A 23,782-nucleotide genomic window follows, 5' to 3' on the forward strand; every position below is an offset into this window, starting at 1 on the left:
ACCGCACCGGCCTTCTCCTCCGGCGAATACCGCCGCATCGTCGGCCTCCCTGACACCCGTTCATTCGGCATGCTTCCATCCTCGTTTCCAAGGCCAGAAGTCTCCACCGAACCCAGGGCGATTCACATTGATAGTGGAAGGGAGTGTCGATCCTCCCTCGGCTTTTTCCCACAGATCCTCTCGCGACCCCCCAGCCTGATGCACGGCTCCCAGCCTGGTCGATGTTTGGACCCCGAGTGTCACGGGTACAAATCCAGTGACCGGTGTTCCAAAAACGGTTCCCCTCATGAACTTACGTGGATCGAGGGATTGTGAAGGCGATACTGGCAACGGCCGCGAGCATCCTTCTGGTGGTTGCCTTGGCCGTCGCCGTCTTGCTTCTCCTTTCCGGATCACCGCGCGAAGGTACTTCGCACGAGCTCGCCGATACGGTTCACACGATCGGTGGGAAGCCGACAACCTGCACCGAGTTGTTCGGTGAAACATGCAGCTTTGCTTTGCAGTCGGACTACAACCAGTGGGGACAAAACCTCGAGGGTTTTGTCAATGCCGGGACCCTCGGACCTTTCGCCCGCAGTATCGGCTTCGTGGCGGAGGCGAAACTGAGCTTGCAGGCATGCGAGGTCAGCGCAACCGCCGGGCGGACGATTCTCGATTTCTACACTCTCGCCGAGATCGACCACCCCACGGCCACCACCACTGACCTCTTCCCCTTCTGGAACGAGTCCCGCCAATTCCTGTGCCCGGTAAACAGTTTCTGAGAATGCTGTTTGCTATTTGAGATGTTCGAGACGCATCGCTCGCTCGGAGCCAGGTTGGGCGCAAGCGCGCGAATCGTGGACAGCGTTCCGCCCACGGGGGATCGGTCTGTAACTGGCTCATGAGCACTGAATAACACACGAGAGTGAACGGCACTCCCCTCGGTGGCCGCTTCTTGTACGCGTTGCGGCGTGTCGGTGCACGGATGTTTATGCGAATTTCGACGGGGTAGGGCCTTTTGTGGGGGATTCCTACCTGTGTGGGATCCCTGAGCAACAATCCGAAACGTATTGGAGGGTCAACGTGCCAGATGACAAGAGCGGTCCCAGCGAGGGAATCAAAGGCGTCGTAGAGGACGTCAAGGGTAAGGCCAAGGAAGCCGTGGGTGCGGTTTCCGGAAACGACAGTTTGACCCGAGAGGGCCGCGCCCAGCAGGACAAGGCCGAAAGCCAGCGAGAAGTCGCGAAGAAAGAGGCAGAAGCCGAGAAGGCTCGCGCAGAAGCGGCCGCGGACGAAGCGCGACAGAAGTCCGAGCAATAGCCCTGACGCACTCGTCACCCTCGGCCTGGGATTGATCCCAGCCGGGGGTGAGTCGTGGCTCCGCGTTCAGTTTGAAATCTCTACTTACATAAGGCGTAACAAGATTCTTGCGCCCAGCATGACGATCAAGAGGAGCTGTTCGATGCCTTCATCTCAGTCCGTCCCAGGTGCACCGGCCCCGAAAGCGCCGGACCTGAAAGAGCCGGTCAAGCCTCGACAGCCGTTGCCGCCCAAGGATGACCAGCGGCAGCCGGAGGTGCGCACCGTCGCGGGTGCCGAGGAGAAGGTGAAGGGAAACGGTCGCGGCCAGCGGGGGGAGTACCTCACCACCGCAACCGGTACACGTCTCTACGAGACCGACCACTCACTCACTGCCGGCGAGCGTGGCCCGACTCTTCTTCAAGACCACCACCTGCGTGAGAAGATCACACACTTCGATCACGAGCGAATTCCGGAGCGCGTCGTCCACGCCCGCGGGGCGGCCGCACACGGAACGTTCCTGGCGAATGGCGCGGCCGAAAACATCTGTAAAGCATCGGTGTTCGCTTCCGGTGCTCGAACCCCGGTGTTCGTGCGGTTCTCGACGGTGCTGGGTTCACGAGGTTCGGCGGACACCGTACGCGACACACGCGGTTTCGCCACCAAGTTCTACACCGACGAAGGTGTCTTCGACCTGGTGGGCAACAACATCCCGGTGTTCTTCATCCAGGACGGCATCAAATTCCCGGACATCATCCATGCCGCGAAGCCCCACCCGGACCGCGAGATCCCGCAGGCGCAGAGCGCGCACGACACATTCTGGGATTTCGTGTCGCTGCACACCGAGGCCACGGCGCACACATTGTGGAACATGTCCGATCGCGGCATCCCGCGCTCCTATCGCATGATGGAGGGCTTCGGTATTCACACGTTCAGGCTCGTGAATGCCGACGGCGAGACGAATCTGGTGAAATTCCACTGGAAGCCGGCCGCCGGAGTGCATTCACTCGTGTGGGAGGAAGCGCAGATCGCCGGCGGTGTGGATCCGGATTTCCATCGACGCGATCTTGCCGACGCCATCGAGGCGGGTGCGTATCCGTCCTGGGATCTGGGCGTGCAGGTGTTCCCTGATACCGAAGACGAAATGTTCGAAGGCATAGATCTATTGGATCCCACCAAGATCGTGCCCGAAGAACTCGCGCCGGTTCAGGTCATCGGAACGATGACACTCGACGCCAATCCGACGAACTTCTTCGCCGAGACCGAGCAGGTTGCATTCCATCCGGGCCACTTGGTTCCGGGTGTCGACATCACCAACGATCGTCTCCTGCAGGCACGTTTGTTCTCGTACCTCGACACCCAGATCACGCGACTCGGTGGCCCCAATTTCGATCAGATCCCGATCAACCGTCCTCACGCGCCTGTCAACGACATGCTTCGCGACGGCTTTCATCAGGACGGTGTACATACCGGAGTTGCGCCGTACCATCCCAATTCGTTGGACGGTGGGTGCCCGTTCTTGGCCTCGGCGGAGAGCGCGGCCTATATCGAGGTGCCCGAAGAAGTTTCAGGGCGAAAGGTGAGGCAGGCGCCGGCATCGTTCGACGATCACTTCTCGCAAGCTCGACTCTTCTATCGCAGTCTCTCCCCTGTCGAACAGGAGCACGTCGCGCAGGCGTATACCTTCGAATTGGGTAAGTGCTACGAGGAGAACATCAAGACCCGGAATCTGGGCATCTTGGCAAATATCGACGCGGGTCTCGTGTCGATCGTCGCAGGGGGGCTTGGCCTTCCGGTTCCCGAACCGACCGAGCCGTTGAGTGATCCGGAGCTCAGCCCTGCACTGTCCCAGGTTGGTGCGGAATGGCCGGTAGACGGAAGGATCATCGCACTACTGGTCGATGAGAACTCCGATCTCGAAACGGTTGTCGCCGTTCGAGACAAGATCTTCGACGCCGGCATGGTGCCGCTGATCCTCGGCCCGCACGGCGGAACCATCGGGGACGGTGACGACGCGGTGACGGTGCAGCGAACCTACCTCACAGCTCGTTCGATCGAATTCGATGCAATCCTGCTGAGCGGCGACGTTTCTCGGATCGGCGAGGGCAAGTTGGATCCACGGGTGGAGACTCTGCTGAACGAAATGTATCGTCACAGCAAGGCGATTGGTGGTTGGGGAGAGAGCATGAGTGCGCTGGCTGCGGCCGGTATCGACGAGTCTGCATTGGGAGTCGTCGTCGATGCAGACGCGGAAGGAGCGCTCGCCTCGCTGGCTCAGCTTCTGAAGACGCACCGCGTGTGGGGGCGTTTCGAGGTGCCGCCTACATCCTGAGTGCCGACGTACGTTCGAACCTGCGGTGTGGCCGAATTGCCAGTTCGGCCACACCGTCGGAGTGAAGACGAGTGAAGGGACGAAACAGTGGCTCGCAAGGACTCACAACCTCAACTCAAGGATCAAGAACTCTACGAAGAGCTACGCGAGAAGGGCGATTCCAAGGAGAAGGCGGCCCGAATCTCCAATGCGGCCGCCAATCGAGGGCGGTCGAATGTCGCCAAGTCCGGCGGACAATCCTCGCCGTACGAGGAGTGGACAGTCGACGAGCTGAAGAAACGTGCCAAGGAACTCGATCTGCACGGCTATTCGAAGCTGAACAAGGGTGAGCTGATCGAGCAACTCCGCACTCACTGAGCTGTGTTCTGCTCGAGTCGTATTCTGCTTGTGCAGAATACGACTCGAGCGGTCGGTTCAGTGCCCTTCTTGATCGAAGAGTTCCTGACCTTCCAGTCGTTTGACCCGTCGGTGTTCCATCAAGATGGCCAGTGTTCCGACGATGAAGGACACCACGCACACGACGCCGGCAATGACTGCCCAACCACGAAATCCGTAACCTGCTGCCACCAAGGTCAATCCGAGTGTTGCCAGGCCCAGTCCGATCAGCAGGTATCCGGGATAGTTGCGACCGTCGCTGATTGCCTCCCCTACGTGCGATCGATTTGTGTGTTCGTCATCTACCGGTGAACTTTCGCTCGCGTTTGTCACGGCACACTCCATCCTGAGCTCATGACGACTTGCGATTCTTCGCTCGTCGTCGGTTCACAGGGCAACTACCCGATCGGTGACTGGATGAAACGGTCGGAGTAGTGCCGAAAGGGGTAGAAGGTCGTACGCTCGAAGTATCGGATGTGGATGAAAACCGGTGCGAGGAAGCCCTATGAACGCGAAGCCGACTCCCGACATATTCTCGGTAGGTACACCGACTCTCGGTGTCGAAGAGGAGTTCTTGCTCTGCGATCCGCAGACTGGACATCCCACTCTGCGCAACTCCGAGGTTGCTGCCGCCGGGCGGGAACTCGGTATCTCGCTGCAACTCGAACTCACGCGCTGTCAGGTGGAGACGTCTACGTCGATCGGAAACCATATTCGTGATCTTCGTGATCAACTCTGTGAGTCGCGTGCCGTCACCGCCGACGCCGCTGCCCGTGTGGGTTGTCAACTCATCGCAGTCGGGACGCCGTTCTACGATCCGCCGGTAGACGAGATCACTCAAACGTCGCGATACCAGCGAATGGCCGGTCAATTCAGAGCGATCACCGAAGGTGTGATGTGTGGTTGCCACATTCATGTCGGTGTGGAAGATCGAGAACGATCGGTCCAGATCATCAACCATCTGCGCCCATGGTTACCGACCTTGTTGGCACTGACGGCGAACTCTCCGATCAGCGCCGGTCGCGATACCGGTTATGCGAGTTGGCGTTACGTTCTGTTCGGCCGATGGCCCAGTTCGGGTCCGCCGCCCTACTTCGAGTCCGTGGCGCACTACGAAGATGCTGTTGCAGCAATGCTGGAGACAGGGGTCATTCTCGATCCACACATGGTCTATTGGGATGTGCGCATGTCGGATCACCTTCCCACCGTGGAGATTCGGATCAGCGACGTGCCCGCCACCGTGGAGGAGACGATGACTCTGGCCACACTGGTGCAGGCACTCGTCGGTACCGCATCCGCCGCGATCACGAAAGGTGAAGCAGCGCCTGCTGTCGATCACGAGCTACTCCGCGCGGCTTGCTGGCGGGCGGCGCGTGACGGACTCGACGGGAGGTCGCTGGACGTGGAATCCGTGCGCTTGCTGACTGCACACCAGGCGGTTCGGCAATTGGTGGATCACGTCGAACCTGCGTTGACTGCATTCGGAGAATTCGAGCAGGTCACGGCCTCCTTGGACAAGGTGTTCAGTAACGGAAACGGGGCGATCGTGCAGCGCCGTGAACTCACGCGTCGGTCACGTGTAGCTGATGTGATCGAGGAGTGCGCTCGACGCACTTTCGAAGGGTGCAGTTCGCAAGGGGGCAGTGAGCTGTAAGGCACGGTTGGAATGGGCATTCGAGAACTTTCAATGTCTTGTCGAAGTCACCGATCGGACTGCAGGAGGAGGAACATATGAATGGCGATCCACGACCCGAGCTTCCGTCGGACAAGGATCTCGACGATATGTGCAGGCAATTGGCTGCGGCAGTAGAGGAACACGGTCTGTCGGTGGCGACGGCGGAATCGTTGACTGCCGGGAACATCGCCGCACATCTGGGAAAGGCGCCGGACGCCGGATCGTGGTTTTGTGGTGGGATCGTCGCGTACACCCGCGAGGTGAAACATTCCGTACTTCATGTTCCGGACGGGCCAGTGGTCTGCGAAGAGGCAGCCAGGGTCATGGCGCACAGCACCGCCACTCTGATGGGTGCGTCGCTGGCGCTGGCCGTCACCGGTGAAGCCGGCCCTGATACCCAGGAGAACGTTCGACCCGGAACTGTGTGGTTCGGAGTCGTCGACCATGGGACCGCCGAAACGGAGAAGCAGGTTTTCTCGGGCGACCCCGAAGCTGTCCTCGGTGCAACTGTCGAGCACGCGATCCAACTACTTCTGCGTCACGCATCCGGTCGCCACACGCCGAGTTCGAGAGTTGTGAACTAGTCGAGTTTTCAACTCTTCGAACGGTTCTTCTTGTGACGACCTGTGTGTTTCGCAGGCGCCTGCGCGGTTGGAACCAGATGACCGTCGGCCGTGTATTTTTCGACTACGAGGTTCTTGCTGACTCCTCGGTTCGCATCCACTGCGCAAGTGATTGCTTCCTTGTCGGAATTGAAAGGTTCCTCGGTCGAAGAGCCGTCGGGCATCGTGATTTTGTACCGATCCATACATCGACTATTGCGGGTTGATCCGTCTCCGACAACCCGAGTTCACGGAAATATCGGTCTGGGAATCAGGCGGATCAGCGGGTCCAATACTCTTCGGGACGTTGACCCGGACGGAATCCGTAGTGCGCGAGCATCGCGGTCGCTTCCGGAAAATTGGCTGCCAGAGCTTCGGGCACATGTGCATCGCTGCCGAATGTCACCGCTTTACCTCCCTCTTCGCCCCACCATTGGGGTATCCAGGGCAACAGCCGACGGGTGTTCATCTCGAGGATCCGGTCGCTGTCGGCGATGGCGCGCATCGCATTTCGGAATCCCTCTTCGAATCGACGGGGATCGAAAGGTCCGGCACTTTCGATCGGCCATGCACGCACCGCGTAGTCGATATGGGCGAACACCTCGAAGGTCCGAGAGCCAGCCACCATACGCGGGATCTCATCGAGGTATGCCCACATGACTTCGTCGGCACTCCACTTTCGAAACAGAGTGTTCGGTTCACTCCGATCGTCGCCGACTTCGAGCGTGTGCAAGGAACCCAATACCCGGTCGATGACACCGAGATCAAGGAGGTGCGACGCCTGCGCTTCGTGCAGGTGCGGTTGTCCGAACTCGACGCCGGTGAGTATCCGCAATTCAGGAAAACGGTGTCGGCATCGTTCGATGCTGTCGAGATAGCCGTCGACGTCGAGGATCGGTGCGCGGACATAGCCGTCGGTGCTCAGCAGGTGATGTTGATGGGGCATCAGATCTGCGGCGGTTGTGCGCCACCGAGCATCGAAGTCGAGATGCTCGGTGAACACCAACGCCGGCAATCCGATTGCTTCGGCACGCGCGCAAGTCTGTTGCATTCGTCCGGATGCGTGCGACAGCGGTCCGCCGGTGTCCCACGACCACTCGCTGTGAACATGACTGTCCGCGGGTAGTTGCATGTTCAGTTCGTACCAGAGCCGGGAGTTTCGAGGGGCGGTTAAAGCTCGGACTGTCGCGCGAATTCGCTCTGTGCAGTGGTTCCCCAGATCTCGGAGGACTGAGTCTCGGGCTCGCTGTCCAGCTTTCGGACGTCGTGAATGAACTCCACACCGTGCAGTTCGTCGGACGGAACCGACAGAAGCTTGCACGTGGTGCTGACGAAGAATCGCTGGACATCTTCCAACTCGAGACGCCCACCGGGCCGGTACCAATGCGCGACCCCGGTACACATCTCGAGTATCGCGAGTCGGCTCAATGCCAGATCTTCGATGTCGAAGGCGCCCACGCGTTGTCCGCGTTCGAGGATCTGTCCGAAAAGTTGCTCGTACTCGTCGCGCAGGGTCTGCAACTCGATGCGGTTGTCTCCGGTCAACCCGCGCATCTCGTACTCGGCGACGCGGGCAGTCAGTTGGTTGACGGCGGTAATGCCGACGTGTGACGACACCAGGCCGGCGAGCTGGACTACGGGATCGGCGCTTCGGCGCATTGCCCGCTCTCCCGACTGCGTCAGCTCGTCGAGGCAGGACCGAATGATCGAGGCCAACAGTGACTCTTTGCTGCCGACGTAGTGGTAGAGCGTTGCCGAGTTGATGCCGGCTTCGGCTCCGAGCTCACGAATGCCGGTGGCGGCGAATCCTTTCGTCGCGAACAGCGTGACTGCCGCCCGTTGAACGCGCCCCAGGTCCATGATCCTCATTTCGGTTGGTTGCCCAATCATGCTAGCATCGCCGCCGAAATCGACCGGCTGTCAATCAGTCGATTGATAGCTGTTTGTGTACTGGCAAATTGCATCTCAACTAATCAATCGATCGATTGAAAAAAGCTTGACTGTGCCCTGGATCACTGCATAGTCTCCTTGTCGAGCCTCCCTCTCGGTGCGAGAGCTAACAGGGCACTCCATACAAGGAGCAATGACATGAACGACGCGAATCCCCCATCTCCCGCAACTGTCGACAGGCCTGCCCTGCGGCGTGTGGCCGGATCGGTTCTGGTCGGCACCACGATCGAGTGGTACGACTTTCAGATCTACGGCGCCTCCGCCGCGTTGGTCTTTGCGCCGCTGTTCTTTTCGGACGCAGACCCCGCGCTGGCGACAATCCTTTCCTTCGCCACCTTCGCGGTCGGCTTCCTGGCGCGGCCACTCGGCGGTGTTGTGATGGGCCACTTCGGCGACCGCATCGGACGCAAGAAGGTCTTGGTGCTCGCACTTCTCTTGATGGGAGCAGCGACGTTCCTGGTCGGCGTCCTTCCGACCTCCGCCCAGATCGGTGTGTGGGCCCCGATTCTTCTCGTATTGCTGAGACTGATTCAGGGCTTCGGCGTCGGGGGTGAGTGGGGCGGTGCAGTTCTGACTGCTGTGGAATACGCACCCAAGAACCGCCGCGGCTTCTACGGCAGTATGCCGCAGGTCGGTGTGCCTGCTGGCCTTCTGCTGGCGACGGCCGTCATGTTCGGCACCAAGGCGCTCACCGGGGACCAATTCCTGGTGTGGGGGTGGAGAATTCCCTTCCTGCTGAGTATCGCGTTGGTCGCCGTTGGGCTTTACATTCGCACCGCGTTGGAAGAGACTCCCGCATTCGCTCGCGTGAAGCAGCAGAACACTGCGGTCAAGATTCCGATGGTCGACGCGTTCAAGAACTACCCTCGTCAAATCATTCTTGCCGCAGGTTCGATGATCAGCACGGGCGCTTACTTCTACATCCTCAACACCTACAGCCTGACCTACGCCGATCAGTTCGATCTGCTGTCCGGAAACCTCATGCTCGGAGCGGTCATGGTGTCCGCGCTCGTTGCAGTCATCTTCATTCCGATCTTCGGTCAACTGTCCGAAAGATTCGGCCGACGCCGGATCCTGATGGTCGGCATCACCGGCATGGGAGTGTGGGTCTTCGTTGCATTCGCCGCGATAGATACCGGCAACTTCTGGATCACCACCGGCGCATTGGCAGTCGGCGCATTCATGCTCAGCATCTCGTACGGGCCGCAGGCGACGTTCATCGCGGAACTGTTCGACGCACGGGTGCGGTACAGCGCAGCGTCCATCGCTTTTCAGATCGGGGTGCTCTTGGGTGGCGCAATCGCGCCGATGGTTGCCGCCATGTTGGTTCGCGCAACCGGCGGATCGTTTGCGGTCGCTGTGTATATCGCTGCCCTGTCGGTTATTTCGCTGATCAGCGTCTACTTCGTCCGTGACACCGACCTCGACGAAGGAAGTCGCGACATGTACATCGATGACAACGGGGCGTATCTGCCGCCGGTCGATCAACGCTCCACGGTTGTCAACTAATAGAGGAAACTTCAATGATCACAAAGAGTTTCGAAGAGATCTCTGTCGGAGACATTGCGGTGACGGACCCGCGGGTCGTCACCGAAGACTATGTGCGAAGTTTCGCCGACCTCACCTGGGACCGCCATCCTCTTCACCTCGACCCCGACTACGCGCAGCAGACGCGCTTCGGTCGCCAGATCGCCCACGGTGCCCTCATGTTGTCCACCTTGCTCGGTCTGGTGGAGTTGGACCCCCGTTACCTGCAGTGCTTCTACGGGCTCGATCAGGTCAGATTCCACCGGCCGACTTACCTCGGCGACTCGGTGCATGCGGTGTCGGAAGTGCTGTCGGTGCGCCCTCGCTCGGACGGTGAGACCGCGATCGTGACGTCGAAAGGCTCACTGGTCAACCAAGACGGAGACCTTGTCTTCTCCGGCGAATTCTCATTCCTGGTAGGCGAGACCCATTCCCTCGACCTCGAAGTGGGTGCTCGGTGAGTTCTCGGCGGCATATGTCATGGTGGCAGGACCTCGAAGCAGAACACTTCGAATGGGCTGTGCCAGAGCACTTCAACATTGCGCACGCATGTGTCGATGTACAGAATCCCGATGATCTGGCCCTCGTCGTAGACACCGGTGGGCACTGGGCGCGGTACACATTCGGTGAAGTCGCCACGATGAGCCGAAAGTTCGCGACCGTGCTCGCGGATCTCGGCCTGGTCTCAGGCGATCGCGTCGGTGTGATGGTCCCACAGGGAATCGAGGTTCTGGCGACACATCTGGGCGCCTTCCGATCCGGAATGGTCACCGTTCCACTTTCGGTCAAGTTCGGATCGGATGCGTTAGTACATCGGATGCGTGACTCCGGCGCGAAAGTTCTTGTGGTCGAGAAGGACTGCTATGAAAGAGTTGCCGACGGAATCGGTGAGATACCGGGTCTCGAAGCCGTAATCGTGGTCGGAAGGCTCGATCGGCTCTCCGATTCGACGCCCGTGCAAATCCTCGATTTCCACAGCCTCGTCGACGATGCCGCAGAAAGTAGTGAACTGGTAGCCACGGGCCCCGATTCACATGCCATCATCATCTACACCTCAGGGACGACCGGGAATCCGAAAGGCGCGCTCCACGGGCACCGAATTCTCCTGGCGCACATGCCCGGTATGCGGACGGCGTTCGACAATGCTCCGCAGCTGGGAGACGTCTTCTGGACGCCGGCAGACTGGGCCTGGATCGGTGGTTTGTTCGACGTACTGTTCCCCGCACTTGCGTTGGGGTGCCCCGTAGTTGCGACGCCCGACAAATTCACGCCTTCGCGTGCGGTCGAGATTCTGAGCCGTCACAAGGTGACGGGCGCCTTCATTCCTCCCACTGCCCTCAAGCAGATGCGAAGCATCGGCGTCGACAAGACTGCTGCGCGTGGTATTCAGCTGCGGGCATTGGGAACCGGTGGTGAGGCACTCGGTGACGCGCTGCAAGCCTGGGTTGCGAGCACTCTCGGCGTAGCTGTCAACGAGTTCTACGGGCAGACGGAAATGAATCTGACCATCGGCACGTCGTGGTCGAAGTGGAGTCCCGCCAGCGGTTCGATGGGCCGCGCCTTCCCCGGCTTCGAAGTCACCCTCCTCGATCCACTCGGCGAGCCGGTCGAGATTGGTGAGGTAGGCGAGATCTGTGTGAAGGCAGGCAACCCCGGACAGTTCCTCGGATATTGGAACCAGCCGTCGAAGACCGATGAAAAGGTGTACGACGGTTGGATTCACACCGGTGATCTGGGTCGGACTGATGACGCCGGGAACTTCTGGTACCAGGGACGTGCCGATGACGTCATTTCGTCCGCGGGGTACCGAATCGGCCCCGGAGAGATCGAAGAGTGCCTGCTCTCGCACGACGAGGTAGCCATGGCAGGTGTCATCGGTGTTCCGGATCCGTTGCGCGGCGAAGCGGTTCACGCTTTTGTCGTACTGTCCGAGGGGTCGAACTCCTCGGAGGAGCTCCGCCAGGAGTTGCAGACCCACGTGAAAAGTCGCCTTGCTTTCTACCAGTACCCGAGGGAGATCACGTTCATCGACAGCTTGCCGCTCACCACTACCGGCAAGATCCTCCGACGTGAACTCCGAGCGCTGGCCACCTCCGCGAACGGACTCGGCTAGCAGAGGGCTACATGTTGGGAAGGACCACGACGAAGAACCAGCCGCTCAGTGCCAGACCGATGAATCCGGTGAAGAGGCCGACTATTGCATCCCATGGCAGCTGGCGGGCATTCGAGAGCAGATGCCCGCCAGACTTCTTCGGGTGACGTCGGAGCGCGAAGATTCCTGTTGTGATCGCGCCGACGCCCAGCAGGATGCCGAAGCCGAAAGCCCAGAACAGGAGTACCGACAGCGCGCCGAGCATCTCAGACCGCTCACTCCAGCGTGCGATGCGCTGTGTTTCGGTGGGCGGAGGCCACTTGTGTGAAGGCGACAGAGCTGCTCCGAAACGGCGGGTGTGGTGACGAATTGACTGGTCGCTGAGAAACATTGTCCACCACGCCTGGAGTTGAGTCGATGTGCCGCTGGTATGTACTCGTCTACCCCGTCTTCGCGGATGTATTCCGCTGATTTCGAGGCTAGGTGGTTGCCGCTTCTTCCCAGGAGTTTCCATTCCACACGATGGAGATGGGGTATTCGTTGTTGACCCCGTTTTCCCAGTAGTCGATGACGCCGTGGCGCTCCGATTCGAGTTCGATCCAGCCGATGCTGAATCCCCCTCGAAGTACGCGTTGAGCCCGGCGGTCGATCTTGTCCAGGGAACTGCAGAGTCCTCGCACGCGGGAGTCGATCCAGCCCGCAGAGGCATCAAGAACGGTGATCTCGACGATGCTCGCGTCGCTCAGCGGAATCTCGATGAGAAGCTCGCCGGAATCTCGTACCTCTCGAGTCGATCGATTCTCGTAGGCGTGCAACAGCTCTCGCGGTTCGAACACCGAAGGGTCGCCGTCGGACCGTCGAGACCAACCGAAACGCTGCACGGACACATTGTCTCCCACGAATTGCAGGAATGTCATTCGATGTGAATGAGGCCGTCCAGGGCGTCCAGTACCCGGTCCAGCCCGAACTCCCAGGCCGCCTCGGGGCTGTACGGGGAGTTCTTGGCCTCGCCGGCCGCCCCTCCGACTCGCTGCGCCAGCGGGAAGTCGTCGCCGAGATAAGCAGCCAGACGCTGGTTCCAGGACGACCACACCTCGGCCATGTCGGCTGCTCGGGGGTCAGGGCGCCGCGCTTGCGCCGAGGATCGGGCGAAGTCGGCGACAAATGTCAGGGCGGAGTCCCGGTCGATGTCGCTCAGTCCCGTGCCGTCGAAGGCGTGAAGTTCGTGGTCGTACTTCGCGATAGTTCCCGGACCCAACGCGGAGCGCTGATCGGAGATGTCCAGGAGCCACCAATGCTCCGTATAGAGGGCAAGTTCTTCCTCGGCGACCCGACGCACACGTTGGCGCCAGGTCATGTTCCCGTACGGCAGGAGTGGGCTGTGTCCGTGTACGGCGTCGACCATGAGCACCAGCAGATCGTCGCGGGATCCGACGTGGGTGTACACCGCCATGCCCGAGATTCCGAGTTCGGCGGCCAATCGGCGGACCGTCACGGCGTCGAGGCCGTCGGTATTCGCGACGGAGATCGCGACGTCGACCGCCTGTGAGGTGGTGACCTTCGCTCGCGGGCCGCGGGTGCCACCCTTCGGCGCGAGGGGGTGATCGCGCCAGAGCAGGTCGATCAGTTCGCGTGCCATCAGTCGTCTCCAGAAATCGGGAATACCTCAACGGTGGTATACCTTATACGGTGCATACTGTATGCACTGCATAAGGTTTATCGATCATGGGAGGCCCACGATGAAAATCACCAGCACTGCTCTGTCCTTGAACGTCGCCGACACCGACGCATCGGCAGACTTCGCGAAAACCCATTTCGGTTTCACCGAGGCCATGGCCGATGACGGCTTCGTTTCCCTGAATCATCCGGATGCCGGGGTCAACGTGGTCTTCCTGCGCACCGGGCTCGGGACGTTCAAGCCCGACTTCGTCGCAGGTCCGGCCGGTCAAGGCTTGCTCATTGCATTCGTGGTCGACGATGTCGACGCCGAGTTCGCCCGCATCGCTGCTGAAGGTGCCTCCGTCGTCACCGAACCGCAGACGGAACCGTGGGGTGAGCGTTACTGCCAGTTCGTCGACGCCAACGGAATCGTGTGGCAACTCGTTCAGTGGGTGTGAAGAACCCGAGCGCTCGGCTCCGCGGCGCGCGGCACAGAACGTAACCAGAGGGCGCGTTCGACGGACTGGGCTTGGAAGCGCTGCGGTGAGATCCCGTGCGCAGTGCGAAACGCTCGGCTGAATGCGGGCAGGTGCGCGTAACCCAGGTTCCTCGACACCGTGCCGGGTGCAACCCCGAGTTGGAGTTGGGTGCGTGCCTGGGTCATCCGTGAAAGCGATCGCCACTGCGGATACGTGGTGCCGGTTTCGATACGGAACTCCCGGCGCAGCCTGGCCGCGTCGGTACCGAACTCTTGCGCCCACTCGTCCAGAGTGCGAGGGTCGGCCGGGCGGGCGGCGATCGTCGCTGCCAGTCGTGTGGCAATCGAATCGGCGGGCGAGGTGTTCGAAACCGGTTGTGCAAGAGGGCCGGTGGCGATGATGTCGAATGCCGTGGCGCTGTCGTGGCAGCGCGGGCGCAAGGGCGTGTATGCGGCGACGAAAGTGTGCAGCAATGCCAACTCGTCAGCGGGGGAGAACTGCACGGTCTCGAGGGCGTCGGCAGATACGGTCGACCCGTTCGAGGAACGGAAGCCGAGCGGCAGAAGCAGTGAACCAGTCGGAACCGTGACGGTATTGAGGACGCCTGCAGGAAGAATCATGGCCTCTCCGGTGCGCAGTTCCCAGCTGCGGTCCGCGACGTCCACCCGGGCTTGGCCTCGGTAGACCCACACGGCGACGTGGGCGCCGTTGACGCGCGGCCACGTCGCATTGGCCGGTATCGGCGGCGCTGTTTCCCCGGGCTGCCTGGGCTCTGCGAGCATGCGGACCAATGCTTGATCGTTGTCGGTGTCCACGCTGCGATCGGTTGGACCGGAGAGGGCCCGGCGGCGATAGTCGCTCGGGCTCTCTCCCATCTGGGACCGGAACGCACGCGTGAATCCGCTGCCCGTTTCGAAGCCGACTTCGTTTGCAATCCAACCGATCTCGCGGTCCTGCTTCAGGTACTCCAACGACGCGGCGATCCGAGCTCGTAGCCGCCAGCGCGTGAAGGTGAGGCCGGTTTCTTCCACGAAGTACCGCTGGAGCGTTCGAATGCTGATCCCGGCACGCTTCGCGAATTGTGCCTCGGTGTCGTCGGTGCCAGGTGTTCGCAACAGGGCGTGCGCGATCTCGAACGCTTCCCGTGATTGCGGCAATTGCGGCAGCGAGGTGGCCCCGTCGTCGGCCCGGGTAATCATTTCGAACAAGGACGACGGGTGTGCAGCGTCGCCGCGCAGATAGCCCAGGTTGTGAACGAACTCGTGGATCAGTCTGTCTTCCCATCCGGGCGGAACGCGCAGACGCGTCACGGTAGCCGGCCCGGCGCTGACGCCGTTCGAGGGCGGAAGCAGGATGGGAAACGCGACGGAATCCGAGTCCGTCTCCATCGAATATCGCACGCCCGCCGGGATCCACAACAACTCGCCTGCCGGCACCTCGTAGACGGTCGATCCGGTCCTGACGCGTCCACTGCCTGCGAGAACCCAGAACAACAGGGGTGAGCGGCCGATGCTTGGCTCGGTGCGGCAGGCGCGGATCGGCCCCAAGTCGATTGCGTCCGACCTTCCCGATAGTGGTAACACGTTGGCGCTCCTGGACAACCCTTGCGACTTAAGTATGGCTAACTTTACCTCTGCCGACTGCGTTCGCAGCGGCGCACTCTCGTATCTTCAGAAAGCCACATACTCATGCGCAGATCTCTACGCCCGACGGCGGCAGTACTCGCCGCGGTCGTCGCCCTCGCTCTTGCCGGCTGCTCGAATTCTTCAGGTAGTGACACCGGAACCGAGGGCACCCAGGAAACCTCCGGGGCCACCGAGGGCTGGCCGCGCACCGTCGATCACGGCGGCCGCAGTACCGAGATCACTGCAAAGCCGACTCGGATCGTGTCCACCTCGCCGTCGTTGACCGGCACGCTGCTTGCGATCGGAGCGCCGGTGGTCGCGAGTGCGGCGACAACGCCGTCGGGAATGACCGATGACCAGGGGTTTTTCTCCCAGTGGTCGGGCGTGGCGGCTGATCGTGGCGTCGCGGTGCTCTACCGAAATCTCGAGCTGGACCTCGACGCGATCGAGACCTTCGAGCCCGATCTGATCATCGGCTCCGCTAACGGCGGCGACTCGACACTCGATGCCTACTCACAGCTGAGCGACATCGCACCCACTGTTCTTCTCGACTACGGCGCCAGCTCCTGGGAGGAGCTCGCTGATCAGCTCGGGACTGTCACCGGACTCGAGAGCGAGGCCGCCAAAACCGTCGACGAATACGACAGCTGGGTCACCACCCAAGCCGCGAAGATCAAACTTCCCGAGCAGCCGGTGACGGCACTGGTCTACATGGGTGCCGACGGTGTCTGGACGTTCCGAGCTGACAGCCCGCAGGGCAATCTGCTGGCCTCGCTCGGCTTCACCTATGCCGAGCCCGCCGAGCAGTTTGTCGCTCCGGACAAGCGGGGTGCCTCCGGCGTCGCGATCGTCAGCTCCGAAAACATGTCTGCCGCACTAGACGGGGCGCAGACGCTGTTTGCCGTCTCGATGGGGCCCAAGGACGTGGAGAAGCAACTCGCGGCCGACCCGCTCCTTGCGAATCAACCTGCGGTCAAGGGTGATCGGGTATACGCGATGGGAACGGCAGCTTTCCGTCTCGACTACTTCAGTGCAAAGCAGACGGTCGAGTCGCTGGTGTCCACGTTCGGTGGATGACCGCGTGGGCGTTTCTGAGCAGTCCCGGACCGAAGCGCCACCGCGGTCCGGGACGGCCGCGCGTGCGGGGTTGTTGGTCCTCGTCTCCATCGTTGTAATCGTGCTGGCATCCGTCGGCGGACTCGTCATCGGCTCACGCAACATCCCCGTCTCCACTGTCCTCGATGCAGTTCTTTCCTACGACGCCGGTAACAACGAGCACCTGATTGTGATCGAATCACGTTTGCCTCGAACAATTCTCGGGCTTGTGGTCGGGGCCGCGCTCGGACTGGCCGGCGCGCTGATGCAGTCGATCACCCGCAACCCTCTGGCCGATCCGGGACTACTCGGTGTGAACGCCGGAGCATCAGCAGCAGTCGTGATTGCGATTGCCTATCTGGGGGTGACTTCGGTCGGCGGCTATCTGTGGTTCGCGCTTGCCGGCGCGGCCGTTGCCTCGGTAGGTGTGTACATGTTGGGGTCGGCGCATCGCAGCGCCGCGACCCCAGCGCGCATGGCGCTTGCCGGTGCCGCTGTTGCGACGGCGATCACGGCTCTCACCAGCATGGTTCTCATCAGTAACGAGGCCGCATTCAATCAGTTCCGATTTTGGGCAGTGGGTTCGTTGCAAGGCCGCGGCGGAGACGTGATCGTCACTGTTCTGCCCTTCGTCATCGTCGGTATCGTGTTGTCGTTGTTGCTGATTCGTCCACTCAACGCAATCGCGCTCGGCGAGGATGTCGCCAAAGGGCTCGGTGCCAGCACCGGACCCGCACGGGTCGGATCCGCTGTCGCAGTCATCCTGCTGGCAGGGGCCGCCACTGCGGCGGCTGGACCGCTCGGATTCGTGGGCCTGGCTGCGCCGCACATCGTGCGCGGTGTCGTCGGGCCGGATCTGCGATTTCTTCTGCCGTGCGTGCTCGTTGTCGCCCCGGCATTTCTGCTCTTGGCCGACGTTCTCGGTCGCGTTGCCACAGCGCCGGGAGATCTGCAGACGGGGATCGCCGTGGCGGTGCTCGGTGGCCCCTTGTTTGTTGCGCTCGTGCGCTCGCGGCGGGTGGCGTCGCTGTGAACGCGATTGCAGCACAGCCGGTTCCACCGCTGTTCCGCGGTTGGGTGGTTCGAATCGGGCCGTACTCGTGGCGGATAGTTCCGCGAGTGCTGTTCGTAACCGTGACAATCAGTGCGGCATTGGCGGCGCTCTCGTTTGCCACGCTGATGTATGGAACCCTGGATCTGTCCTTGGGCGAAGTATGGCGTGCCCTGCACGGCGAAGGCGCCCCAGCGGCGGTTCGGTCCGTCCAGAATCGCAGGCTGCCGCGGCTGATCACGGCGATCGGCGTGGGCGGAAGCCTCGGTGTGGCCGGCGCGGTTTTCCAGACGCTTTCGCGCAATGTTCTCGGATCGCCGGACATCATCGGTTTCACCACCGGCGCTGCGGCTGCAGCCGTGGTTCAGATCGTCTTCTTCGGAGGCGGGGTACTGCAGACCGCGGGCGCCGCTGTTCTCGGCGGCATGCTGACGGCGCTTCTGGTGTACGCGCTGGCACGCAAAGACGGCGTCAGCGGCGGTCTTCGACTTGTCCTGGTCGGTATCGGCGTGGGCGCGATGCTGAGCGCCGTGATGTCGTTCCTGGTGGTGCGTGCGGATATCGACGACGCCACCGTTGTGCAGCAGTGGACGGCCGGCTCGCTGACCGGGCGCGGTTGGCCACACGCGGTCAGTGTTGCCATCGCCGTCGGTGTTCTCGTTCCTGCTCTCGTCGTGGTGTCCCGGCGCGTCACCATGATGGAGATGGGCGACGACGCAGCGTCCTCGCTCGGGATCTCCGTGGAGCGATACCGATTTGCCGGCATTCTGCTTGCGGTCGCGCTCACCGGCGCGGCGACCGCGGCCACCGGCCCCATCGCATTTGTGGCGCTCGCCGCTCCCCAGATCGCACGACGGTTGGCACGGCGCAGCGGTGTTCTTGTCGCGACTTCCTTCCTGCTAGGCGCAGTTCTGCTGGCGGGCGCCGACTTGATCGCGCAAGCGGTCGAGGTCGGTCTCCGCACTCCTGTCGGTCTTGTCACCAGTCTGCTCGGTGGTGCCTATCTGATCTGGCTGCTCGCTCGTCAGGCCTGAAAAAAACTCGCTACGAAAGAGATTCATGACTACTGCCACCCCAACATCGCGGCTGCGCGCCGAGAAGATCGAACTACGGTACGCCGATCGAACCATCGTGGACGAGTTGAGTCTCGAGATCCCCGATGGAGGGTTCACCGTCGTCGTCGGACCGAACGGGTGCGGCAAGTCGACATTGTTGCGTGCGCTCGGCAGAATGCTGACACCTCGATCGGGTCGTGTTGTGCTCGACGGTAACGATATTCGGTCCTATCGAACCAAAGAAGTCGCCCGGCGAATCGCCCTGTTGCCACAGTCCCCGCTCTCGCCTGGAGCGATCAGTGTCGCAGACCTCGTATCCCGCGGCCGATATCCGTATCAGAGCATGCTGCGCCAGTGGTCACCCGAAGACGAGCATGTTGTCTCCGAGGCCCTGAATGAAGTCGGAATGCGATATGCAGCAGACCAATTGGTGGACGAGCTGAGTGGGGGACAACGTCAGCGGGTATGGATCGCCATGACGCTTGCGCAGCGCACCCCGGTGTTGTTGCTCGACGAACCGACCACCTTTCTCGACATCGCACACCAGATCGAGGTTCTCGACCTCTGTTCCCAACTCCACCAGTCCGGTCGAACATTGGTCGCGGTCCTGCACGACCTGAACCTCGCGGCCAGATATGCCACGCACGTAGTTGCCATGCGGTCCGGAAAAATTGTCATGCAGGGCAGTGCCTCGGACGTCTTCACCCCTGAGTTACTGCGCGAAGTCTTCGACCTCGAGGCGCTGGTTCTCGAAGACCCGGAAACCGGACGGCCACTTGTTGTTCCGCGTGATCGAAGACCTGTCAGTCAACTACCCGTCCACAACTGAACCACCGATCAGGAGATATCAATGACTACCGCATCTCGACCTGAAGAAACTGAAACGTCTGCGTCGGCAAAGGCGCCACGCGGAGAAGACCACGACCGCGGTCTCAACGACGTGGTTGCCGTCGTCGAACGCGTCGAACGGCCGACCGAGAGCATCTTGCGCATCGCCGTCCAGTTGACTTCGTCGGCGGACGACCCGAATTGGTTGCGGCCCAACGTCGCATTTCGCATCCAGCTGGGTCCGCACTACGACGACGTCTCTCGTGTCTACACGGTGCGCACCTTCGATGCGTCGAGCGGTTCGATGACCTTCGACGTAGTGCTGCACGGTCACACCAGCCCTATGATGCGCTGGGCCGACGACCGTCGTGTGGGTGACACGTTCTCGCTCACCGGTCCTCGCCCGCACTTCCTCGTTCCCGAGATCGCTGGTCGCCGCGTCGCACTTTTCGCCGACGACACCGCGATACCTGCCCTCTATTCGATTCTGCTTCAGTGGCCCGAGGGACTGACCGGCGTCGGCTGGGTCGCCACCGGTGACGCCGAGGCTTTCGCGGAACTACCCGTGATCCCCGGCCTCGAGCTGCACCATGTCGAAGATGGCCTCGCCGAGTACGCCGTCGAACTCGAAAACCCAGGAGACTACGCGGTGTGGGGTGCCGGGGAACGGGACGAGATGCGAGCCATTCGAGCGCATTTCCGCAAGACAGTCGGCCTGGCGAAGGACGATGTAGTTGTCTTCGGGTACTGGAAGCGAGGGGTCAGCACTACCGAGATAGATCAGAACCGACTTCGGAACTACACGAGCATCCTCGAAAACGGCGGCACGCTCGCAGACATCGACGATCTGGCAATCGGTATCTGACGCTATCACCGGGAACTAGTGCCGGCGGGAGGTTCGGGAACGTCGTGCCTCATCGCCTGTGAGACGTACCCCGTGCCGATTCTGACGCCGCCCAGCCACGCGGTGAGGCGCGCCGCCTCGGCATCGAGAGAACGTCGCGCAGACGCTGACACGGTCTCGAGCAATCGAACGTGCACCACACCGGTTTCGTCTTGGATCCAGCACCCTACGACGCGACCGTCGACCCATGCGGTGGTGCCGGCATTACCGCGGGTGTCGAAGAGTTGGTTGCGGTGCGGGCCGAGGTAGAAGTCACGGTTCTTCCACCCCATGATCGTCGGGTCGAGCACCGGTAGGAGTGCCACCCAAGGACCTGGATCAGGCACCGTGGCGACGTCATCGGGTAGCAACCAGCCGGTGTCGCCTCCGTCGAGTGAGACTGCAACGGCGTCGAGTTCGGCGAGGGCGGCCCGGACGACCGTCTTCGTCGAGCCCAGCCACCAGACGATGTCGTCTTCCGTGCCCGGTCCGAAGGTGTAGAGCCAACGGCGGACTATTTCTCGATAGCCGTCTGCAGATTCGAGATCGACGGGGGCGTCGTCGAGCCAGTGTCGAGTGAGAGTCCACAGTGGGCGTGAGACGGGGAAGCGGGCGGTGTTGGTGCCGCGCATGATGTCTGCGGTCGCCCCGAGATGCGTGAGAACCCTGGGTGCCGACCAGATTTCACCTGCCGAACCCTCGACCTTGACGTCGATCATCGGCACGGCCTGACGAATCTCTACCGCTGAAAGCCCTTCAGGCCTATCGGTGAGCAACTTCAGCACTTCCGTCCGTGCGCGATCGAGCCAGTCGTTGCCGTCGACGGCGAGTCCGGCCTTGACGACATCCTTGGCCATTCGTGCCCGCTCGGTGTTCGCGACGCGGGCGGACGCACTCGACCACGCGGCCGGCAGCAAGTCGCGGGGAAAGGTGAAGAGTGTGCGGCGCATTGCCAATTGCTTCACGAGACTGCGTTGGTCGTACAGGGCGCGGTCGACGTCGGCGGCGTCCACGGACCGAACCCTCGCCCAGCAAGACAGATAGACCGTCGCTGACTCGGTGGCGTGCAGTACCGTCATCGCCCGCGTGGCAGCTTCCGGCGAATCGACGTGAAACATTGGCTCCAGCGCATGACGTACTCCTATGCGAGCACGGCGTTCGTCGTCGGAGACATGGCGCATCAGGCCATCGTGCCACAGTCCAGGTGCGTCGTATCAGCTAGTTGCACGAGGGTTCGGTTGCGCCAGTAGTCGTCGTGTCGGAGATGTGTGATTGCACCCGGGGTGGTCGCGAAGGTCGCAAATCCTGCGGCTTCGACGGGAATCTGTAGCCAGGCGGAGACGACGAATGTGTGTGCAAAGCCGTGGGTTACGACGATGTGATCGTGATCGAGATCGTCCATCAGTTCGTGAACGCATTCGTGAACCCTTGATGCGATGTCGCGGCGGGTCTCGGCACCGGCAACGGGGCCACGGTGATCGAGGCGGTTGTTGTCAGGGGCCGGGACCTGCCGCTGGGCCAGCCACGAGTTCGGGCGTCCTTCGGCTTCGCCGAAGCTGATTTCGCGCAATCGTGAATCCGTTGTCGCCGGAGCATCGAGTGTCCGGGCGATGATCGTGGATGTCTCGGTGCAACGATTGAGGTCGGACGAGGTGATGCGGACCGGGCGCGAAGTTCCTGTGCGTCGTCGTTTCAGCGCTTCGGCGATCAAACCTGCATCGCGCCGACCAGCGGGGGTGAGAACCGAATTGTGCCAACCGCCGACTACGTCCTGCGCTGTGTGTTCGGCATGAGGATGAGTGACGACGTAAAGATCCTGCATGAGACCCCTTTTGCTTACCCGACTTTTTCCGGCAACAGTATTCCAGGATTGAGGATTCCACGGGGATCCCAGGACGATTTGATCAACTGCATTGCGGCGATGTCGGTTTCAGTGCGCCCCAGCGATATCCACGGTGACTTCGCGCGGCCTATCCCGTGCTCGGCGCTGATGCTTCCATGGTGGACGGCGACGAGTCGGAACACCGTATCGGTCAGTTCGTGTGCGACCCTCGGCTCGGCATCCAGAAGGTTCACATGAATGTTTCCGTCGGCGAAGTGCCCGAACAGGATTGGCCGCACGAGGGGGAATCGTTGTGCCAGGCTTTCTCGGAGGTTGTCGATGAACATTCCCATCACGGACAAGGGGACGGAGATGTCGAGCTTGACTACCGGCGTCGTCGACGACGCGCTGATGCTTTCGGTATGGCTTTCCCGCAGAGTCCACAGTTTTCGAGCCGGCCCAGGCTCGACCGTCGCGTCCTCGATGAGGTCGGCAGAGTCGGAGAGTACTTCGAGGAGCGACTCTTCCGTTTCGCGCGGTGATGACACCTCGATGAGTGTGTACATCGGTGAAGGGGTGCCGAACGGGCGACGGGCATCGGTGTGTGCGCAGACGAGGGAGATGCCGTCGTCGGTCATGATCTCGGCGGCTTCGACGGTCAATCCGCTCTGACGCACGCGATTACACAAATGAAGCGCTTGATCGACTTCGCGTACACCCGCGAGCACGACCTGGGTGTCGGTCGCCGGGGTGACCAGCTTCATCAGGACCTTGGTGATGACTGCGAGCGTTCCCTCGCTGCCGGCGAGAAGTCCTGGAATATCGTATCCGACATTGTCTTTGACGAGTGGAGTCCATCTACTCAGCACCGAACCGTCCGCGAGCACGGCTTCGATACCGAGTATCTGTGCGCGTGTATTTCCGTATCGGACCATGCGCGTCCCACCGGCGTTGGTTGCGACGATGCCGCCGAGTGTCGCGGATTCCTTTGATGCCAAATCGATCCCGAAGCGGAGACCGTGTGCCGATGCCGCCAGGTCGGCGCGAGCAACGGTCACGCCGGCGCCGGCTGCGATTGTCCGACCGATGGGGTCGACGGCTTCGATCGTCTCCAGACGTCTGGTACTCAGCACCACGGACCCAGTCGAGGCGATTCCACCACCGACCAGTCCGGTGTTGCCGCCTTGCGGTGTGACGGGAACCCCCGCGTCGAAGCATGCTCGAAGAACCGCAGACACTTCGGAAGTGTTGCCGGGGCGGATGACCGCGATCGCGTCGCCGATCCAACGTCCCGTCCAGTCACGTGTGTAGCCCTCGATCAGTTCGGGATCGGTAAGGACATGCGTGTGGCCGACGATCTCTGCGAGGGCGTCGAGAAGCCTCGCGTCTGTTGCAGGTTCAGTGAGTGCTCGGGGATTCATGTGCAACCTTGTGATCGTTCGGGTGACAATTTT

The 23,782-nt window shown here is 61.5% G+C and carries 25 protein-coding genes; 15 read left to right on the top strand and 10 right to left on the bottom strand.

The genetic code is table 11. The features are described from left to right. Window positions 1–296: 296 nt before the first annotated feature. From ATN37_RS22810 to ATN37_RS22825, 4 genes are all read left to right on the top strand, one after another. Window positions 297–761 carry a hypothetical protein gene (locus ATN37_RS22810; RefSeq protein WP_225320190.1) on the top strand — a complete coding sequence of 155 codons (465 nt, stop codon included), beginning with the start codon at window positions 297–299 and terminating at the stop codon, window positions 759–761. Window positions 762–1,062: 301 nt separating this feature from the next. Then, window positions 1,063–1,299, top strand: a complete 237-nt coding sequence (locus ATN37_RS22815; protein WP_003943084.1) for a CsbD family protein — start codon at window positions 1,063–1,065, stop codon at window positions 1,297–1,299. Between the two features lie 142 nt (window positions 1,300–1,441). Next, window positions 1,442–3,610: a catalase gene (locus ATN37_RS22820; RefSeq protein ID WP_003943216.1), complete on the top strand. Its 2,169-nt coding sequence runs from the start codon at window positions 1,442–1,444 to the stop codon at window positions 3,608–3,610. 87 nt (window positions 3,611–3,697) lie between these two features. Further along, entirely contained in the window at window positions 3,698–3,967 is a 270-nt protein-coding gene (locus ATN37_RS22825; RefSeq protein ID WP_003943161.1) for a Rho termination factor N-terminal domain-containing protein, read from the top strand. A 57-nt stretch (window positions 3,968–4,024) separates the two neighbouring features. On the opposite strand, the gene ATN37_RS22830 is transcribed toward ATN37_RS22825, so the two are convergent. Continuing rightward, window positions 4,025–4,330 (bottom strand): hypothetical protein, encoded by a 306-nt coding sequence (locus ATN37_RS22830; protein ID WP_007735689.1) that lies wholly within the window; start codon window positions 4,328–4,330, stop codon window positions 4,025–4,027. 160 nt (window positions 4,331–4,490) lie between these two features. Here ATN37_RS22830 and ATN37_RS22835 point away from each other — a divergent pair, with 160 nt between their 5' ends. Then, entirely contained in the window at window positions 4,491–5,639 is a 1,149-nt protein-coding gene (locus ATN37_RS22835) for a glutamate--cysteine ligase (protein ID WP_217018059.1), read from the top strand. A gap of 77 nt (window positions 5,640–5,716) precedes the next feature. Further along, window positions 5,717–6,244 (top strand): CinA family protein, encoded by a 528-nt coding sequence (locus tag ATN37_RS22840; RefSeq protein WP_007735692.1) that lies wholly within the window; start codon window positions 5,717–5,719, stop codon window positions 6,242–6,244. Between the two features lie 298 nt (window positions 6,245–6,542). On the opposite strand, the gene ATN37_RS22845 is transcribed toward ATN37_RS22840, so the two are convergent. Together ATN37_RS22845 and ATN37_RS22850 are read right to left on the bottom strand one after the other, a co-directional pair. Further along, window positions 6,543–7,394 (bottom strand): PHP domain-containing protein, encoded by an 852-nt coding sequence (locus ATN37_RS22845; RefSeq protein WP_073512494.1) that lies wholly within the window; start codon window positions 7,392–7,394, stop codon window positions 6,543–6,545. A gap of 38 nt (window positions 7,395–7,432) precedes the next feature. Continuing rightward, entirely contained in the window at window positions 7,433–8,131 is a 699-nt protein-coding gene (locus ATN37_RS22850; protein ID WP_225320187.1) for a TetR/AcrR family transcriptional regulator, read from the bottom strand. 219 nt (window positions 8,132–8,350) lie between these two features. Between ATN37_RS22850 and ATN37_RS22855 the strand changes: the two genes are divergently transcribed. The 3 genes from ATN37_RS22855 to ATN37_RS22865 are packed head-to-tail and all read left to right on the top strand — an operon-like array spanning window position 8,351 to window position 11,852. Beyond that, window positions 8,351–9,721 carry an MFS transporter gene (locus ATN37_RS22855; protein WP_054831393.1) on the top strand — a complete coding sequence of 457 codons (1,371 nt, stop codon included), beginning with the start codon at window positions 8,351–8,353 and terminating at the stop codon, window positions 9,719–9,721. A 14-nt stretch (window positions 9,722–9,735) separates the two neighbouring features. Next, window positions 9,736–10,200, top strand: a complete 465-nt coding sequence (locus tag ATN37_RS22860; RefSeq protein WP_003943225.1) for a MaoC/PaaZ C-terminal domain-containing protein — start codon at window positions 9,736–9,738, stop codon at window positions 10,198–10,200. 14 nt (window positions 10,201–10,214) lie between these two features. Next, complete coding sequence (locus tag ATN37_RS22865; RefSeq protein ID WP_217018932.1) at window positions 10,215–11,852, top strand: AMP-binding protein; 1,638 nt, start codon at window positions 10,215–10,217, stop codon at window positions 11,850–11,852. 7 nt (window positions 11,853–11,859) lie between these two features. On the opposite strand, the gene ATN37_RS22870 is transcribed toward ATN37_RS22865, so the two are convergent. From ATN37_RS22870 to ATN37_RS22880, 3 genes are all read right to left on the bottom strand, one after another. Further along, window positions 11,860–12,222 (bottom strand): hypothetical protein, encoded by a 363-nt coding sequence (locus tag ATN37_RS22870; protein WP_225320185.1) that lies wholly within the window; start codon window positions 12,220–12,222, stop codon window positions 11,860–11,862. 88 nt (window positions 12,223–12,310) lie between these two features. Then, window positions 12,311–12,748 carry a hypothetical protein gene (locus tag ATN37_RS22875; protein WP_007735701.1) on the bottom strand — a complete coding sequence of 146 codons (438 nt, stop codon included), beginning with the start codon at window positions 12,746–12,748 and terminating at the stop codon, window positions 12,311–12,313. Then, window positions 12,745–13,470: a TetR/AcrR family transcriptional regulator gene (locus tag ATN37_RS22880; protein WP_007735703.1), complete on the bottom strand. Its 726-nt coding sequence runs from the start codon at window positions 13,468–13,470 to the stop codon at window positions 12,745–12,747. Before ATN37_RS22880 ends, ATN37_RS22875 begins: the two co-directional genes overlap by 4 nt. Window positions 13,471–13,570: 100 nt before the next feature. On the opposite strand from ATN37_RS22880, the gene ATN37_RS22885 reads away from it, so the two are divergent. Continuing rightward, complete coding sequence (locus tag ATN37_RS22885; RefSeq protein ID WP_217018057.1) at window positions 13,571–13,948, top strand: glyoxalase/bleomycin resistance/extradiol dioxygenase family protein; 378 nt, start codon at window positions 13,571–13,573, stop codon at window positions 13,946–13,948. Here ATN37_RS22885 and ATN37_RS22890 read toward each other — a convergent pair. Beyond that, window positions 13,936–15,552 carry an AraC family transcriptional regulator gene (locus tag ATN37_RS22890; protein ID WP_217018052.1) on the bottom strand — a complete coding sequence of 539 codons (1,617 nt, stop codon included), beginning with the start codon at window positions 15,550–15,552 and terminating at the stop codon, window positions 13,936–13,938. The genes ATN37_RS22885 and ATN37_RS22890 overlap by 13 nt on opposite strands. 105 nt (window positions 15,553–15,657) lie before the next feature. Between ATN37_RS22890 and fepB the strand changes: the two genes are divergently transcribed. The 5 genes from fepB to ATN37_RS22915 are packed head-to-tail and all read left to right on the top strand — an operon-like array spanning window position 15,658 to window position 20,488. Further along, entirely contained in the window at window positions 15,658–16,671 is a 1,014-nt protein-coding gene (fepB, locus tag ATN37_RS22895; RefSeq protein ID WP_007735706.1) for a Fe2+-enterobactin ABC transporter substrate-binding protein, read from the top strand. Continuing rightward, window positions 16,664–17,722, top strand: coding sequence for an iron ABC transporter permease (locus tag ATN37_RS22900; RefSeq protein WP_217018051.1), 1,059 nt, complete (start codon window positions 16,664–16,666; stop codon window positions 17,720–17,722). The genes fepB and ATN37_RS22900 overlap by 8 nt, the downstream gene beginning before the upstream one ends. Continuing rightward, window positions 17,719–18,774: an iron chelate uptake ABC transporter family permease subunit gene (locus tag ATN37_RS22905; protein ID WP_217018050.1), complete on the top strand. Its 1,056-nt coding sequence runs from the start codon at window positions 17,719–17,721 to the stop codon at window positions 18,772–18,774. The genes ATN37_RS22900 and ATN37_RS22905 overlap by 4 nt, the downstream gene beginning before the upstream one ends. 25 nt (window positions 18,775–18,799) lie before the next feature. Then, window positions 18,800–19,624 (top strand): ABC transporter ATP-binding protein, encoded by an 825-nt coding sequence (locus ATN37_RS22910; protein ID WP_003943123.1) that lies wholly within the window; start codon window positions 18,800–18,802, stop codon window positions 19,622–19,624. 21 nt (window positions 19,625–19,645) lie between these two features. After that, window positions 19,646–20,488, top strand: coding sequence for a siderophore-interacting protein (locus ATN37_RS22915; protein WP_007735714.1), 843 nt, complete (start codon window positions 19,646–19,648; stop codon window positions 20,486–20,488). 5 nt (window positions 20,489–20,493) lie between these two features. Here the strand turns inward: ATN37_RS22915 and ATN37_RS22920 are convergent, their stop codons facing one another. The 3 genes from ATN37_RS22920 to ATN37_RS22930 are packed head-to-tail and all read right to left on the bottom strand — an operon-like array spanning window position 20,494 to window position 23,749. Then, complete coding sequence (locus ATN37_RS22920; protein ID WP_039973500.1) at window positions 20,494–21,687, bottom strand: winged helix DNA-binding domain-containing protein; 1,194 nt, start codon at window positions 21,685–21,687, stop codon at window positions 20,494–20,496. Beyond that, a complete protein-coding gene (locus ATN37_RS22925) occupies window positions 21,687–22,328 on the bottom strand; it encodes a histidine phosphatase family protein (RefSeq protein WP_007735718.1) in 642 nt (213 codons plus the stop codon). Before ATN37_RS22925 ends, ATN37_RS22920 begins: the two co-directional genes overlap by 1 nt. Window positions 22,329–22,342: 14 nt before the next feature. After that, on the bottom strand, window positions 22,343–23,749 hold the full coding sequence (locus ATN37_RS22930) for an FAD-binding oxidoreductase (protein ID WP_218695651.1): 1,407 nt from the start codon (window positions 23,747–23,749) through the stop codon (window positions 22,343–22,345). Window positions 23,750–23,782: the final 33 nt, after the last annotated feature.

This window comes from Rhodococcus sp. MH15 (genome assembly GCF_019266045.1).
GTDB lineage: Bacteria > Actinomycetota > Actinomycetes > Mycobacteriales > Mycobacteriaceae > Rhodococcus_F > Rhodococcus_F qingshengii.